Consider the following 15,235-nt stretch of genomic DNA (forward strand, 5'->3'; position numbering starts at 1 on the left):
AATATTTGGTAAAAATATGTTTTTTATCTTAGAAAAAAGAAGAGTGGTTAGGGAATTACGTGTTTACAATGTAAAAGTAAAAAATGTTTTTTTAGGAAGTGGTCTTGCCAATTTTGTGTGAAACTTGGTATTATTACTAGGTAATAATTTTTTAGTGGAATAATATTTTCACAGGAGTTTCGATTTATTATAAAGAAATATAAATTGGAATGTTTAAAAAATTTATCGTAAGATGGGAATAGTAAATATTTCTATTAGTAAATGAAATGAATTTTCTAATAGAATACATCGTATTTTTACAGTCAATCTAATTTTAGTGATGAGAATCTGTAAAAACGGGATAAACAAGAGTATGGGAGTGGATTTTACATGTTTAAAATTCAAGAAGTTCGTGAATTAATTAAATTAATTGATAGCTCTAATATTGATGAATTTGAATACAAAAAAGACGGTACAACAATTAAAATGAAAAAACGTGGTAATGAAGTAGTTACTGTGCAAGCACCTGTAACAAAACAAGTCATGCAACCAGCAGCACCTGTTGAAGTAGAAACAACAGTAGCGGCAGCACAAGTAGAAGTGCCAAAACAAGAAGAGAAAACAGCTGTTCAAAATGAAAACCTACATAAAATCACATCACCGATGGTAGGAACATTTTATTCCTCTTCTTCGCCTGATACACCTCAATATGTAAGTGTTGGGGACAAAGTATCGAAAGATTCTATCGTATGTATTGTTGAAGCTATGAAATTATTTAACGAAATTGACGCAGATGTAGAGGGCGAAATTGTTGAAATTCTTGTTAATAATGGACAGCTTGTTGAGTATGGACAACCGCTATTTCTTGTAAAAGCGTAATAAGGGAGTCTTTGTGATGATAAAAAAAGTATTAATAGCCAATCGTGGGGAAATTGCTGTACGAATTGTTCGTGCTTGTAAAGAAATGGATATTGAAACAGTTGCAATTTATTCAGAAGCAGACAAAGAGTCACTTCATGTGCAAATTGCAGATGAAGCGTATTGTGTTGGACCAACGATTTCGAAAGAAAGCTATTTAAATTTGACGAACATTATTAGTGTTGCGAAATTAACAGGTTGTGATGCAATTCATCCGGGATATGGGTTTTTAGCAGAGAATGCGGATTTTGCAGAATTATGCCGTGAGTGTAACTTGATTTTTATCGGTCCAAGCCCAGAAGCTATTTCAAAGATGGGCACAAAAGACGTTGCACGTGATACAATGAAAGAAGCAGGGGTTCCGATTGTACCAGGTTCACAAGGGATTATTAAAAATACCGAAGAAGCGATCGAGCTTGCTAATCAAATTGGATATCCAGTTATTATTAAAGCGACTGCAGGTGGCGGCGGAAAAGGTATTCGTGTTGCGCGCCATGAAGAAGAGCTTGTAAAAGGAATTCAAATTACACAGCAAGAAGCTAGTACCGCTTTTGGGAACCCTGGTGTATACTTAGAAAAGTACGTTGAAGATTTCCGCCATGTTGAGATTCAAATAATGGCAGATACACATGGAAATGCCATTCATTTAGGAGAGCGTGATTGTACAATTCAGCGCCGTTTGCAAAAACTATTAGAAGAAAGTCCATCACCTGCACTTGATGAAAATATTCGTCAGCAAATGGGTGACGCAGCAGTTAAAGCAGCGGTAGCGGTTGATTATACAGGTGCTGGTACGGTTGAGTTTATTTATGAATATAAAACGAAAAGCTTTTATTTCATGGAGATGAATACGAGAATTCAAGTTGAGCATCCAGTTACAGAAATGGTAACAGGGATGGATTTAATTAAAGAACAAATTCGTGTTGCTTCTGGAGAAAAGTTATCGTTACAGCAAGAAGAAGTACAATTTAATGGTTGGGCAATTGAATGTCGAATTAATGCGGAAAACCCTGCCAAAAAGTTTATGCCATCTCCAGGTAAAGTAGAAATGTACTTGCCACCAGGCGGATTTGGTATTCGCGTCGATTCAGCTGTATATCCGGGATATTCAATTCCGCCTTTCTATGATTCGATGGTTGCTAAATTAATTGTTCACGGAAAAACACGTGAAGAGGCAATTGCAAAAATGAAGCGAGCACTCAGTGAGTTTGTCATTGAAGGCGTGCATACAACAATCCCGTTCCATTTGCAATTGCTAGATCATCCTGATTTTGTAAAAGGTGAGTTTAACACGAAATTTTTGGAAGAGCATGAACTTGTGACGCAGTGATACATTAAAGGAGGTTTTTTTCATGGCTGAACATATGTTAGATATGGGTCAAGATACAACTCTTGGAAAAGTAGAAATTGCACCAGAAGTAATCGAAGTAATTGCAGGTATTGCAGCTGCTGAAGTAGAAGGTGTAGCGGCAATGCGTGGTAATTTTGCTACAGATGTTGTTGAGAAGTTAGGTAAGAAAAATCACGGTAAAGGTGTAAAGGTTGAGTTAGCAAACGAAGATATTATTGTTGACCTTTATGTTGTTATGTATTTTGGTGTAGCAATTCCAGTTGTTGCACAAAAAATTCAAGACAATATACGCCAGGCACTCTTTACAATGACAGGACTTGAGCCAAAAGAAGTGAATGTTCACATCGTTGGCGTAACATTCGAAACACAAAAAACAGAAATCGAACCAGTGTAAGAGTGAAAAAGGTGCCTAGTAACATAGGTGCCTTTTTTATCGTTGCATTTCTTCACAAATTAAAAACCTCTAAATTATTATACTATTTCAAAAAATAAGAAATATAAAAGAGAATGTTTCATTTTTCCAAAAAACGTACATTGTGATAAGATATGGAACTTGAAGTTAATCTTTTTATTATTTTTCAGCCTTGTACCCCGTGTGTGAAACGATAAATTGTGTTATTATCATTGTATTATAAGGTTGGAAAATCAATGAAAACTACAAGAGTAAGTGAATTGACGGCTTATAAATTATAATAATATAACAAAGCATAAGGAAAGACTTGAAGTATAAAGGAGAGTTACAATGAAACGTAGGACGGCTAGAGAAAGAGCTATGCAAGCATTATACCAAATGGATATTACAGGTGAATTAGAACCGAAAGTAGCGGTGGAAAATACGCTAGATGAAGGTGAAGAAACAAATGAGTTTCTAGAATCACTTGTTGTAGGATTTGTAGACAACAAAGAAGAGATTGACGCAGCAATTCGTCAAAATTTAAAGAAGTGGAAGCTTGAGCGTATTAGTATTGTCGATCGCAGTATTTTACGTGTAGCTGTGTATGAAATGAAATACATGGAAGAAATTCCACACAATGTAACAATTAACGAAGCGATTGAAATTGCAAAAACATTTGGGGATGAGGAATCTCGTCGTTTTATTAACGGCGTTTTATCTAATATAAAAGATACACTGTAATTTCTTTAAGGGGGAATCTTAAAATGGTAGCAGTAATCATCAAAGGAAATGAAGTTGCGGAGAAAAAACGAGCACAATTAAAAGAAGAAGTTGTGAAGTTAAAAGAGCAAGGGATTGTACCAGGATTAGCAGTTATTTTAGTTGGAGAAGACCCAGCATCGCGTTCTTATGTAAAAGGAAAAGAAAAAGGCTGTGAGCAAGTAGGAATTTATTCAGAGCTAATTGAACTTCCTGAAACGATTACTGAGGAGCGTTTGCTTGCTGAAATCGATCGCTTAAATGGAGACGACCGTATTAATGGCATATTAGTACAATTACCTTTACCAAAACATATTGAAGAAAAAGCTATCATTGAAAGAATTTCACCTGAAAAGGATGTAGATGGATTTCACCCAATCAGCGTTGGACGTATGATGACGGGACAAGATACATTCCTTCCATGTACACCGCACGGTATTGTGGAATTAGTAAAAGAAACAAATCTTGATATTTCTGGAAAACATGTTGTTGTAATCGGAAGAAGTAATATTGTTGGTAAACCGGTGGGACAACTGTTTTTAAATGAAAATGCGACTGTCACATATTGTCATTCAAAGACGCAAAATATAAAAGAATTATCGAAGTTAGCTGATATTTTAATCGTAGCTGTTGGAAGAGCGAAGATGGTAACAGCTGATTATATTAAAGAAGGTGCAGTTGTAATTGATGTTGGTGTTAACCGTTTAGAGACAGGAAAACTTTGTGGTGATGTTGATTTTGATAACGTATTAGACGTTGCAGGATACATTACGCCTGTGCCAAAAGGAGTCGGCCCAATGACTATTACAATGCTTCTTCACAACACTGTGGCGTCTGCAAAGCGTGCAGGTGTTGTTTGTCAATAAGTTGAATCGGCTATGAGGAGAGAGCAATGGAGAAACAATATTTAACCGTTACAGCATTAACACGCTATATTAAAACAAAAATAGAGTATGATCCGCATTTGCAGTCTGTTTGGTTAAAAGGAGAAATTTCCAACTTCAAATATCATAGCCGTGGTCATATGTATTTTACATTGAAAGATGAAAATGCAAGAATTGCAGCGGTTATGTTTGCGGGTCATAATCGTAACATTAAATTCAGACCGGAAAATGGAATGAAAGTACTTGTAAAAGGAAAGATTTCTGTTTACGAGGCGAGTGGTTCTTATCAAATTTATATTCAAGACATGCAGCCTGATGGAATTGGAAACTTGCATTTAGCTTATGAGCAATTAAAAGTTCGTTTAGAGGAAGAGGGCTTGTTTTCTCAAGTTTATAAAAAAATAATTCCTCCGTATGCTAAAACAATAGGTGTAATCACGTCGCCAACAGGAGCAGCGATTCGCGATATTATAACAACAATTAAACGTCGTTACCCAATTGGGAATGTTATTGTGTTTCCAGTACTTGTACAAGGGGAGTCAGCAGCTCCCTCGATTGTACAAGCGATTCGTACAGCGAATGAAATGGGAGATATTGACGTTTTAATTGTAGGACGTGGTGGAGGCTCTATTGAAGAATTATGGGCCTTTAATGAGGAAGTAGTTGCAAGAGCAATTTTTACAAGTGAGATTCCGATTATTTCGGCTGTAGGCCATGAAACAGATTTTACAATCGCAGATTTTGTTGCGGATTTACGTGCACCAACACCGACTGCAGCAGCTGAGTTGGCGGTACCTAATATTATAGAGTTACAAGAAAAGGTATTACAAAGAACTCTGAGATTGCAAAGAGCAATGAGAGAGAGAGTACATAAAAAAGAAGAAAAACTACAAGTGTTACAAAAATCTTATGCGTTCCGTTATCCAAGGCAAGTGTATGAACAAAAAGAAGAGCAGCTAGACAGGGCTCTTGAACAACTTGTTTTAGCGAAAGAGCGTTATATAGATAAAAAAGTAAATCAATTAAAGCAACTTTCATTTTATTTAGAAAAGCACCACCCATCTCAAAAAATTATACAAACGAAAACGGCAATTGAAACGTTGCAAAAGCAATTGCAACGTGAAATGCAAACCTTACTTCAGATGAAGGAGTTTGCATTTGTGAGAGCTGCTCAAAAGCTTGAAGCATTAAGTCCACTCAAAGTAATGATGAGAGGGTATGGGCTTGTATATGATGAAGAGAAGCAAGTGTTAAAAAGTGTGAAAGATGTTAGCCTTGGAGATGCTGTTTCAGTTCAATTACAAGATGGAATACTAGATTGTAGCGTATCAAGCATAGAGGAGCGTGAATTGAATAGTGGAAAATAAGTTAAGTTTTGAAGAAGCAATTTCGCAACTTGAGCATCTCGTTTCTAAGCTTGAACAAGGTGATGTACCTTTAGAAGAAGCGATTTCTTACTTTAAAGAAGGTATGGAATTATCTAAGCTTTGTGATGAGAAATTGAAAGATGTACAAGAACAAATGGCAGTTATCCTTGGGGAAGATGGAGAGCTTAAACCGTTTACTGCTTTAGGAGATGAAGCATAGTGACACATATAGCTTTTGATGCTTTTTTGAAAGAGAGTAAAACTTTCGTAGAAGAAAAGCTTGTAAGCTATGCAAATGAATTACAATGTCCAAATGTGCTTCGTGAAGCGATGGCATATTCTTTGGAAGCGGGTGGGAAACGTCTCCGCCCGTTACTTTTATTTGCAACGTTACAAGCGTTTGGGAAAGAAAAAAATCTTGGAGTGGGTGCAGCTTGTGCCCTTGAAATGATTCATACATATTCGTTAATTCACGATGATTTACCTTGTATGGATGATGATGATCTAAGACGAGGAAAGCCTACAAATCATAAAGTATTTGGTGAAGCAATGGCAGTTTTAGCAGGAGATGGTTTGTTGACATATGCTTTTCAAGTTATTATGGCCTATGAGCATAAAGAAATCTCTGCTGAAAAAAAAGTAAGGCTTGTACTTGAACTTGCGAAAGCAGCAGGACCTGAAGGAATGGTTGCTGGACAAGTAGCAGATATGGAAGCTGAAGGAAAACGACTTACAATTAATGAATTAGAGTACATCCATAAGCATAAAACAGGTAAACTGCTTGAGTTTGCTGTACTTGCAGGAGCGATAATTTCTAATGCGACAGAAGAGCAAGAAGAGAAGCTACTTGCATTTGCGAAATATATCGGTCTAGCTTTCCAAATTAGAGATGATATTTTGGATGTAGAAGGAACAGAAGAAGAGATTGGAAAACCGATTGGTAGTGATGCTTCCAACGAAAAGAGCACATATACGACGTTATTTACTGTAGATAGAGCGAAATCTATTTTAGAGGAGACAATTGCAAAAGCAAAAGATTCTATTAGCTCCTTGCAATTACAAGATGAATATTTACTATCTATTTGTGATTTAATCGCAAAACGTAATAACTAATATAACAGCGTTTTCATTTGTTGAGTCATTCATCATTTTATGATATAAATGTAGGAAAAGGTTTTTCTTTTCTTGTTATTGGCAAAAATATATGTAGATTACATTGCCGTTATCACTTCGTGTTAGCGGCTATTTTTTTCATCGCGTAAAGAAATATGATGTATAATATGATAAGTGAAAAAAATGGAAGTGTTTTCTGAAAGCAGGACAAGATAAAAAGAATAGAAAGAGAATTTCTTGTGTTGTGTAAATGTTTCTTATAATATTTGACATGTTGACAGATTATGAAATGAAAGTGAGTGATCCGTGTGGATCTAACGCAAATTCAAAACCCTAGTTTTTTGAAAGATATGTCTATTAGTGAACTAGAGGGGTTGAGTGAGGATATTCGTAAGTTTTTAGTTGAAGAGCTCTCTCAAACAGGTGGACATATTGCACCTAATTTAGGTGTAGTAGAACTCACAATTGCTCTGCATAAATTATTTGATAGTCCGAAAGATAAGTTTTTATGGGATGTAGGACATCAATCCTATGTACATAAAATTTTAACAGGGCGTGCCAAAGAATTCGGCACATTAAGGCAATACCAAGGTCTATGTGGTTTCCCAAAACGCTGCGAGAGTGAGCATGATGTTTGGGAAACTGGTCATAGTTCGACGTCACTATCTGCTGCAATGGGAATGGCTCTAGCGCGTGATTTAAAGAAAACGGAAGAATACGTTATACCAATCATTGGAGATGGTGCATTAACAGGCGGAATGGCTTTAGAGGCATTAAACCATATTGGTCATGAAAAAACGGACATGATTGTTATTTTGAATGACAATGAAATGTCAATTGCACCAAACGTCGGTGCGCTTCATAATGTACTTGGTCGTTTACGTACCGCAGGGAAGTACCATTGGGTAAAAGATGAATTAGAGTATATATTGAAGAAAATCCCAGCAGTTGGCGGGAAAGTTGCTGCGACAGCAGAGAAAATAAAGGATAGTCTAAAATATTTACTAGTATCAGGCGTCTTTTTTGAAGAATTAGGCTTTACATATTTAGGTCCGGTCGATGGGCATGATTATGAAAAGTTATTCGAAACGTTGCAATATGCAAAGAAAACAAAAGGCCCAGTACTTGTTCATGTAATCACGAAAAAAGGAAAAGGTTATAAACCAGCTGAGAGTGACGTTATTGGAACTTGGCATGGAACAGGACCGTATAAAATCGAGTCAGGTGACTTCGTTAAACCGAAGGAAGTTGCACCAGCATGGAGTGCTGTTGTTAGTGAAACAGTGCTTAAGCTAGCGAGAACGGATGAACGTATCGTTGCAATTACGCCTGCAATGCCTGTTGGATCGAAACTTGAGAAATTCCAAAAAGAATTTCCGAATCGCATGATTGATGTAGGTATTGCAGAGCAGCATGCTACAACAATGGCGGCTGGTATGGCAACACAAGGGATGAAGCCATTCTTAGCAATTTATTCAACATTTTTACAAAGAGCATATGACCAAGTTGTTCATGATATTTGTCGTCAAAATTTAAATGTTTTCATTGGAATAGATCGCTCTGGATTAGTAGGAGCAGACGGTGAAACGCATCAAGGTGTATTTGACATCGCGTTTTTACGTCACTTGCCGAATATGGTGCTTATGATGCCGAAAGATGAAAATGAAGGTCAACATTTAGTCTATACGGCGATGCAATATGAAGATGGACCGATTGCTTTGCGTTATGCGCGCGGTAATGGACTTGGCGTTCATATGGATGAAGAATTAAAGGCGATTCCAATTGGTTCATGGGAAACGTTAAAAGAAGGCACACAAGCAGCAATTTTAACGTTTGGTACGACAATTCCGATGGCAATGGAAGCAGCTGAGCGTCTTGAAAAGGCTGGAGTTTCAGTCAAAGTAGTGAATGCTCGCTTTATTAAACCAATGGATGAAGCATATTTACATGAGCTTTTAGGAAAAAATATACCGATTTTAACGATTGAAGAAGCTTGTTTAATCGGAGGTTTTGGAACAGGAGTAGTTGAATTTGCATCTGAAAATGGATACCATAGTGCATTAATTGAGAGAATGGGTATTCCAGACCGTTTCATAGAGCACGGTAGTGTAACAAAATTATTGGAAGAAATTGGTTTGACGACAGATGCTGTTGTAGACCGTATTCATACAATGATTCCATCAAAACAAAAAAGGGCGTAACAAATGAGCGTAAAAAAAGAAAGAGTAGATGTACTATTAGTAGAGCGAGGACTTATAGAAACGCGTGAGAAGGCTAAACGTGCTGTTATGGCAGGGCTCGTATATGCGAATGAAATGAGACTCGATAAGCCAGGAGAGAAAATCTCACAAGATACAGAGATTACGGTGAAAGGGCAAGTTATGCCATATGTAAGCCGTGGTGGTTATAAACTTGAAAAGGCATTAGAGACATTTCAACTTGATTTACAAGATAAAGTTATGATAGATATTGGTTCATCAACTGGTGGCTTTACAGATTGTGCGCTTCAAAATGGAGCGAAGTTATCTTATGCATTAGATGTAGGATATAATCAACTTGCGTGGAAATTGCGTCAAGATGAGCGTGTTGTTGTGATGGAACGAACGAACTTCCGTTACGTGACACCGGCAGACTTAGAGCGCGGTTTACCTCAGTTTGCAAGTATCGATGTTTCATTTATATCATTAAAGCTAATATTGCCGGTTTTAAAAACAATGCTTATGTTAAATGGTGACGTAGCTGCATTAATTAAACCGCAGTTTGAAGCTGGACGAGACCAAGTTGGGAAAAAAGGCATTGTTCGTGATAGAAAAGTACATGAAGCTGTCGTGGAAATGATTGTCGATTTTGCTCTGAAGGAAGGCTATGATGTCGAAGGTTTAACATTCTCGCCAATTACGGGCGGGGATGGTAATATTGAATTTTTAATCCATCTAAAATGGCATGGAGAGCGTGAGAATGGCGAAAATCATTCGCCGGTTTCTATTGAGCAAGTTGTTACAGAAGCGCATGACGTTCTAAAACAAAAAGGGAAAGGGGAATAACATATGTTGTTCCTCTTTTTGTTGTAATTGTATAATGATTGTAAAAACAATTGTGTACAAGAAACGAATTATACGTTAACATAAATAAGTGAAGTATACCAATGTTTAAACTATGGTAAGAGATAGTGTGAGGTGCAAATGTATGAATAAAGGTCAGCGCCATATTAAAATCAGGGAAATTATTGCGAACAAAGAAATTGAAACACAAGATGAACTAGTTGATATTTTACGTAATGAGGGATTTAATGTAACGCAAGCAACAGTATCGCGCGATATTAAAGAACTGCACTTAGTTAAGGTGCCATTACATGATGGACGCTATAAATATAGCTTACCAGCAGATCAACGATTTAACCCGTTGCAAAAATTAAAACGAAATCTAGTGGATTCATTTGTAAAATTAGACACGGCAGGACATATGCTTGTGCTAAAAACATTGCCTGGTAACGCTCATTCACTTGGGGCACTTATTGATCATTTAGAGTGGGATGAGATTATCGGAACCATTTGTGGTGATGATACTTGCTTAATTATTTGCCGTACACCTGAAGATACAGGTGTTGTCTCTGATCGTTTCTTAAATATGCTGTAACAAAAAAATCTTGTTTACTTTCCTCTGTAAAGTGGAAAGTAAACAAGATATTTTTATTGGTTAAAAATATGAATTATTAAATGCAATATAATATTTTCTTTAAATAAAGTTAGAAAATAGGTGGATTGACCCGTAAAACGAATGTTTGGTACAATGGAGCGGGTTAGATGAGTAATTTATACATATAAACATATAGTATAACTATTTGAATGAAGAGTACTTAAAAAAAGCCCTTAGTAGGGGATTAGTTTATAACGAGGTGAATGGGGCATTGTTATCGGAATTATCGATCAGAAACTTTGCTATTATTGAGGCATTAAATATTTCTTTTCAAAAAGGTTTAACCGTTTTAAGTGGTGAAACAGGAGCCGGAAAATCGATTATTATTGATGCGATTAGTTTGCTTGTTGGCGGCCGTGGTTCAGCGGAGTTTGTTCGATATGGAACAGAAAAGGCTGAAATAGAGGGTTTATTTTATGTAGAAGATGATAAACATCCATGTATCGCAAAGGCGGAAGAATTAGATATAGAAATAGAAGATGGCATGATTATTTTGAAACGTGATATTGCTGCGAACGGAAAAAGTGTATGCCGTGTAAATGGGAAGCTTGTTACACTTAGTATATTAAAAGAGATTGGAAAAACGCTTGTTGATATACATGGACAGCATGAAACGCAAGATTTAATGAATGAAGAGCGTCATATGTTTATGCTAGATCATTTTGATGGAGATCGTATTGTTAAACAATTAGACACATATCAGAACGTATACGGGGACTATGAAAAATTAAAAAAACAGCTGAAATCTTTAAGTGAAAATGAACAACAAATGGCTCATCGTCTAGATTTAATTCAATTCCAACATGAAGAAATTCGTAAGGCAGATTTAAAAATGGATGAAGAATATGAATTGACTGAGGAACGATTGAAAATATCCAATTTTGAAAAGATTTATAAAGCGTTAGGGGATGCGTATCGTTCGTTGAGTGGGGACAGCCAAGGGTTAGATCATGTAAGGAATGCAATGAGCCAAATGGAGAGTATTACGCATTTAGATGAGGCGTATCAAGAAAACCATGATTCAATTGCAAATAGCTATTACTTATTAGAAGAAGTTGCATATCAGCTTAGAGAAAAGTTAGATATGATGGAATATGATCCGAAACGTTTAGATGAAATTGAAACACGGTTGAATGAAATCCGTATGTTAAAGAGAAAGTATGGAAATACTGTAGAAGAGATTTTAGCGTATGCTGATAAAATTGAACAAGAAATTTTTACAATTGAAAATAAAGACGTACATATTGAAACGACGAGAAAACAGCTAAAGGAATTAGAAGGTGTTATCTTAAAAGAAGCAACGTTGTTAAGTGATATGCGTCATGAACTGGCAGACCATCTTACAAACGCTATTCATCAAGAATTAAAAGAATTATATATGGAAAAAACAAAATTTGAAGTGAGAATAATGAAGCGGGAAGGAAATGCAGAAGAACCTCTTGTGGAAGGAACACCGGTGAAACTTACGGCGGATGGCTACGATCACGTGGAGTTTTATATTTCAACGAACCCTGGTGAACCGTTAAAGCCGCTTTCAAAGGTTGCTTCTGGCGGAGAGTTATCTCGTATTATTTTGGCTTTAAAAAGTATTTTTTCTAAGCATCAAGGTGTTGCTTCAGTTATTTTTGATGAAGTGGATACAGGTGTGAGTGGTCGGGTTGCACAGGCTATTGCGGAAAAAATCTATCGTGTATCGGTAAACTCGCAAGTACTTTGTATTACGCACTTACCTCAGGTAGCTTCAATGGCGGACTCGCATTTATTTATTAGAAAACAAGTGGCGAATGATCGGACGATTACATCTGTTACGGTGCTAAGTACGGATGAAAAAGTAACAGAAATTGCTCGGATGATTTCTGGTGTAGAAATTACAGATTTAACGACAGAGCATGCGAAAGAGTTACTTACGCAAGCACATCATTTCAAACAGACAGCAGAGGCTATCCAGTAATGGATAGCTTTTTTTCTCAAATGATGATTTCTTAATTCTTCCGGTTATAAATAAAGCACTGCAAGGAGAGATTAAAAAGTGAAGCCAAGAGGCTGAATGTGGGGTAGGAGCGAGGAGAGTGAACAAATTGAAATTAGAAAGATTTCGAAAAATAATAGGTCTTTGTCTCCTTGTTTCTTTAGTTTTTATTGGGTGTTTTAAACCGCTTCGAACGTTTATTTCATCCCCGAAGCAACTTGTTGTTTTTGAAGGACAACAATCAGAAATAGCATCATTACCAGTTTTTAAGGCTTCATCTACAAATCGTAATGTGTTTACAGTAAGTTCAAATGAACAAGAGCTTATGGTGAATTCTCACCAAAATGGTGAAGCTGATATGGTGTTTCAACTCGCTGGTTTTCCAGTGAAAAAAGTAAATGTAAAAGTATTAAAAGATTTTAAAGTTATCCCCGGTGGACAATCGATTGGTGTGAAATTGAACACAAAAGGTGTACTTGTTGTAGGCCATCATTTAATTCAAACTGAAAAGGGTAAAGTATCTCCTGGTGAAACAGCTGGTGTACAAATTGGGGATATGATTACTGCAATTAATGGGAAAACAATTGAAAGAATGAGTGATGTAGCACCATTTATTCATAATAGTGGAGAAACAGGTGAACCGCTTAATCTTGTTTTGCTAAGAGATGGAAAATACATTCGTACTAAGTTAACGCCACAAAAAGACAGCGGGGAATCGTCGTATCGTATTGGTTTATATATTCGTGACTCGGCAGCTGGAATTGGAACAATGACATTTGTTCATCCGGATTCCATGAAATACGGGGCACTTGGTCATGTCATTTCTGATAATGATACAAAAAAGCCAATTCAAGTAGAAGATGGACAAATTATGCGCTCGACCGTAACCTCTATTGAAAGAGGAAGTCACGGGAATCCAGGAGAAAAATTAGCAAGATTTTCACCGGATCGTGAAGTGATTGGTAATATTACAATAAATAGCCCGTATGGTATCTTTGGAAAATTAAATACAAATATGACAAACGGCATAATGGATAAAGCAATGCCTATCGCATTATCCCATCAAGTAAAAGAAGGACCAGCGAAAATATTAACAGTTATTGATCAAGATAAAGTTGAAGCGTTTGATATTGAAGTTGTTAGTACGGTACCGCAAAAGTTCCCAGCTACAAAAGGTATGGTTATAAAAGTGACAGACAAACGTTTACTAGCAAAAACGGGTGGTATTGTACAAGGGATGAGTGGAAGTCCAATTGTACAAAATGGGAAAGTAATTGGTGCTGTTACACATGTATTTGTAAATGATCCAACGTCAGGATACGGTGTTCATATTGAATGGATGTTACATGAGGCTGGAATTAATATTTATGATCAAGAGAAAAAAGCGAGCTAATGCATATTAGCTCGCTTTTCTATTGAAAAATTCGTTGAAATTTTGTAAAAGCTCCGCAAGAGCTGTTTTTTGTTGTAAAATATAAGAAAAGGGTTGAACGTTTCGTTGTAATTCTATGATGGAATGTGTTGCGAAAGAAAGTAAATGGGCGATAAATATATTTTTTTGTGTTTTTATCGGAAAGTAAGAAACTTTAAAAGGGAATTTTCACACAATTGTCGAACAATTCATGTAGCCTAGAAGCTTACACATGTCGGAAGAATCGATTCGGTAAGGGAGGAAAAACTGTGGAGAAAATTAAAGTATGTCTTGTGGATGATAATAAAGAATTGGTATCAATGCTAGAGAGCTATGTTGCTGCTCAGGATGATATGGAAGTGATCGGAACTGCTTACAATGGTCAAGAATGTTTAAACTTATTGACAGACAAGCAGCCTGATGTACTCGTTTTAGACATTATTATGCCACATTTAGATGGTCTAGCTGTGCTAGAGAAAATGCGACATATTGAAAGGTTAAGACAACCAAGCGTTATTATGTTGACAGCATTTGGACAAGAAGATGTGACGAAAAAAGCGGTTGATTTAGGTGCATCATATTTCATATTAAAACCATTTGATATGGAGAATTTAACGAGTCATATTCGTCAAGTGAGTGGTAAGGCAAATGCTACCATTAAACGTCCATTACCATCTTTCCGATCAGCAACAACGATCGATGGAAAACCGAAAAACTTAGATGCGAGTATTACAAGTATCATTCATGAAATTGGTGTACCCGCTCATATTAAAGGGTACATGTACTTACGAGAAGCAATCTCTATGGTGTACAATGATATCGAATTACTAGGATCTATTACGAAAGTATTATATCCAGATATCGCAAAGAAATATAATACAACAGCAAGTCGTGTCGAGCGCGCAATCCGTCACGCAATTGAAGTGGCTTGGAGCCGTGGGAATATTGATTCTATTTCGTCCTTATTTGGTTATACTGTATCAATGTCAAAAGCAAAACCTACGAATTCCGAGTTCATCGCAATGGTTGCGGATAAGCTAAGACTTGAACATAAGGCTTCGTAAATGTTGTCGTATTAATTTCATAACAAAATTTAATAACCAACGAATTACATATGTAGGCAATAAAGTACATAGGTAATTGGCGGTTAATTTAAAAACCTTCTAATTATTGGATTGAAATTTAGATTTCAATAATTAGGAGGTTTTTTGTTGTATGAATAACTTTCAATTGTAGATTAATAGAATAAAGATTAAAGCAAAGTTGAATGATTATTTAATAAAATCTATGGTACGATCTACCCTTAATAAATTTGAAAATGCATGAAAAAAGAAGCGGATTTAATAACGACGTATATAGAACGTCCTTATTTATCATATAGAGACTTAGGGTGT

Annotated in this window: 14 protein-coding genes; all 14 read left to right on the forward strand. The window is 36.3% G+C overall.

Features of this window, described 5'->3' with window-relative positions; genetic code table 11:
* Positions 1 to 369 precede the first annotated feature (369 nt).
* The 14 genes from accB (at position 370) to spo0A (ending at position 14,905) form a co-directional block, all read left to right on the forward strand.
* Entirely contained in the window at positions 370 to 858 is a 489-nt protein-coding gene (accB, locus tag JDS80_RS01680) for an acetyl-CoA carboxylase biotin carboxyl carrier protein (protein ID WP_000472877.1), read from the forward strand.
* 16 nt (positions 859 to 874) lie between these two features.
* Positions 875 to 2,227 carry an acetyl-CoA carboxylase biotin carboxylase subunit gene (accC, locus tag JDS80_RS01685; protein WP_071747080.1) on the forward strand — a complete coding sequence of 451 codons (1,353 nt, stop codon included), beginning with the start codon at positions 875 to 877 and terminating at the stop codon, positions 2,225 to 2,227.
* A gap of 22 nt (positions 2,228 to 2,249) precedes the next feature.
* Entirely contained in the window at positions 2,250 to 2,642 is a 393-nt protein-coding gene (locus JDS80_RS01690) for an Asp23/Gls24 family envelope stress response protein (RefSeq protein WP_000807630.1), read from the forward strand.
* A gap of 348 nt (positions 2,643 to 2,990) precedes the next feature.
* Entirely contained in the window at positions 2,991 to 3,383 is a 393-nt protein-coding gene (nusB, locus tag JDS80_RS01695) for a N utilization substance protein NusB (protein WP_000830246.1), read from the forward strand.
* Between the two features lie 23 nt (positions 3,384 to 3,406).
* Positions 3,407 to 4,267 carry a bifunctional methylenetetrahydrofolate dehydrogenase/methenyltetrahydrofolate cyclohydrolase FolD gene (gene folD / locus JDS80_RS01700; protein WP_199636872.1) on the forward strand — a complete coding sequence of 287 codons (861 nt, stop codon included), beginning with the start codon at positions 3,407 to 3,409 and terminating at the stop codon, positions 4,265 to 4,267.
* 26 nt (positions 4,268 to 4,293) lie between these two features.
* Entirely contained in the window at positions 4,294 to 5,652 is a 1,359-nt protein-coding gene (xseA, locus tag JDS80_RS01705; RefSeq protein ID WP_071747078.1) for an exodeoxyribonuclease VII large subunit, read from the forward strand.
* On the forward strand, positions 5,642 to 5,872 hold the full coding sequence (xseB, locus tag JDS80_RS01710) for an exodeoxyribonuclease VII small subunit (protein WP_000428422.1): 231 nt from the start codon (positions 5,642 to 5,644) through the stop codon (positions 5,870 to 5,872). The genes xseA and xseB overlap by 11 nt, the downstream gene beginning before the upstream one ends.
* Positions 5,872 to 6,765 carry a polyprenyl synthetase family protein gene (locus JDS80_RS01715; protein ID WP_071747077.1) on the forward strand — a complete coding sequence of 298 codons (894 nt, stop codon included), beginning with the start codon at positions 5,872 to 5,874 and terminating at the stop codon, positions 6,763 to 6,765. Before xseB ends, JDS80_RS01715 begins: the two co-directional genes overlap by 1 nt.
* A 308-nt stretch (positions 6,766 to 7,073) precedes the next feature.
* Positions 7,074 to 8,966: a 1-deoxy-D-xylulose-5-phosphate synthase gene (gene dxs, locus JDS80_RS01720; protein WP_199636874.1), complete on the forward strand. Its 1,893-nt coding sequence runs from the start codon at positions 7,074 to 7,076 to the stop codon at positions 8,964 to 8,966.
* A 3-nt stretch (positions 8,967 to 8,969) separates the two neighbouring features.
* Entirely contained in the window at positions 8,970 to 9,809 is an 840-nt protein-coding gene (locus tag JDS80_RS01725) for a TlyA family RNA methyltransferase (protein WP_071771635.1), read from the forward strand.
* A 142-nt stretch (positions 9,810 to 9,951) separates the two neighbouring features.
* Positions 9,952 to 10,401: an arginine repressor ArgR gene (argR, locus tag JDS80_RS01730; protein WP_001032581.1), complete on the forward strand. Its 450-nt coding sequence runs from the start codon at positions 9,952 to 9,954 to the stop codon at positions 10,399 to 10,401.
* 271 nt (positions 10,402 to 10,672) lie between these two features.
* Positions 10,673 to 12,412, forward strand: a complete 1,740-nt coding sequence (gene recN / locus JDS80_RS01735; protein WP_071771634.1) for a DNA repair protein RecN — start codon at positions 10,673 to 10,675, stop codon at positions 12,410 to 12,412.
* A 118-nt stretch (positions 12,413 to 12,530) separates the two neighbouring features.
* Entirely contained in the window at positions 12,531 to 13,823 is a 1,293-nt protein-coding gene (gene spoIVB, locus JDS80_RS01740) for a SpoIVB peptidase (RefSeq protein WP_071747073.1), read from the forward strand.
* 287 nt (positions 13,824 to 14,110) lie between these two features.
* The gene (gene spo0A / locus JDS80_RS01745; protein WP_000411416.1) at positions 14,111 to 14,905 is read left to right on the forward strand and encodes a sporulation transcription factor Spo0A; all 795 of its coding nucleotides are present in this window, start codon (positions 14,111 to 14,113) and stop codon (positions 14,903 to 14,905) included.
* Positions 14,906 to 15,235 lie beyond the last annotated feature (330 nt).

This window comes from Bacillus cereus group sp. N8 (assembly GCF_016483685.1).
GTDB lineage: Bacteria > Bacillota > Bacilli > Bacillales > Bacillaceae_G > Bacillus_A > Bacillus_A proteolyticus.

Excerpts from the sequence above, each read along its gene's own strand:
- accC (WP_071747080.1), top strand. The coding sequence starts at position 875 with ATGATAAAAAAAGTATTAATAGCCAATCGTGGGGAAATTGCTGTACGA.
- xseA (WP_071747078.1), top strand. The coding sequence starts at position 4,294 with ATGGAGAAACAATATTTAACCGTTACAGCATTAACACGCTATATTAAA.
- JDS80_RS01725 (WP_071771635.1), top strand. The coding sequence starts at position 8,970 with ATGAGCGTAAAAAAAGAAAGAGTAGATGTACTATTAGTAGAGCGAGGA.
- nusB (WP_000830246.1), top strand. The coding sequence starts at position 2,991 with ATGAAACGTAGGACGGCTAGAGAAAGAGCTATGCAAGCATTATACCAA.
- JDS80_RS01690 (WP_000807630.1), top strand. The coding sequence starts at position 2,250 with ATGGCTGAACATATGTTAGATATGGGTCAAGATACAACTCTTGGAAAA.
- folD (WP_199636872.1), top strand. The coding sequence starts at position 3,407 with ATGGTAGCAGTAATCATCAAAGGAAATGAAGTTGCGGAGAAAAAACGA.
- accB (WP_000472877.1), top strand. The coding sequence starts at position 370 with ATGTTTAAAATTCAAGAAGTTCGTGAATTAATTAAATTAATTGATAGC.
- argR (WP_001032581.1), top strand. The coding sequence starts at position 9,952 with ATGAATAAAGGTCAGCGCCATATTAAAATCAGGGAAATTATTGCGAAC.